The 1,127-nt window shown below is 33.0% G+C and carries 1 protein-coding gene; it reads right to left on the bottom strand.

Annotated elements, in window-relative coordinates:
• The coding region (locus tag ACS8FD_RS16130) for a phosphoribosyltransferase domain-containing protein (RefSeq protein WP_439276590.1) at positions 1-408 on the bottom strand (408 nt) is incomplete at its 3' end.
• Positions 409-1,127 lie beyond the last annotated feature (719 nt).

Raw genomic sequence — 1,127 nt, 5'->3', positions numbered from 1 at the left:
TTCGTCACTGTCTGCATGCTGGGCATGACGAGTAGAGTTTAACAATAGGGCATTTGGATAGCGCGTTTGTAGCGCTTGATGGACACCAGCAGATAGACCAACGGCAGTTTCTGCCATCCCAACGACTAAAATCGGCTCAGGTAAGTTACTAGGGACTGAGTTTGCCAAATCAGTGAATGCTTGGCGCATAGTCGTAGGTGCAACTGGAATATGCCGCCCCAACACTTTTGATACAAACAAAAATGCACGTTTTGGATTGATACGCTGCGCAAATCCAAGTAAATCTTCTAATTGGTAACGGTTGTTTTTTTCTAAGTCATCATGACTTGTCCCGCAGTTGGTCTGATAAGTCAGACTGAGTGTGCCGCGGGGCAGGGAGATGGTTATATGCTGCTGCTGAGATGACATTGGTGTTCCTTTAAATTTTCAATTTTGTAGAGCGCCGATCGGGGCACATGATAACTGAAATGTCATTATAACGCGCAAGTTTTATGATTTTTGCAATAACAGTAGAAGTAAAATAAATATAAGTGTATTAGTAAAATAAATGCCTATTACATTTATTCGGATTAGCGAATTTAAATAAAAACAGGTATCAATTTTTACTTAATTTTGGCTTCTTTATTAGTCGAATGTCATTTATCGGAAGAAACATCCCTTTATCGGATGATATTGTGCTAAAGCTTGCTAGTGTTTATTCCTTCAGTAATAATATTGAAAAACCCTTCCATAGAAAAGATGCTAGATTATTTTAGTAATATTAAGAAAAGATAAAAGAGTATTTTTCAAATTAATAAAAACATAACTACTATCTTTATTAATTTGAAAATAAATATCAGCAGAGAGAATATATAATAATTTAATCTGTAAGCTAATATTTATAGCTGATACTCACTTTGTTAAATCAGTAATTCTATATCTTTAAAACTAGTTTGATGCCTACGTTTATGTAGATAGAATTCATAAGGTTAGACTAAATAAACTATGGAATGACTATATATTATAACTTATAAAACCGAAGGTTTTGGCTAGATATAATTATAATTTTTATAAAAAAATACTGCGATTTTTATAAAAATTATAAACCAAATATATACCGCTACTATAAACCGTATATGCCATTTATT

The organism is Psychrobacter sp. 1U2 (assembly GCF_051847575.1).
The sequence above is the reverse complement of the archived record's forward strand: the minus strand, read 5'-3'. Positions and strand labels throughout refer to the sequence as shown.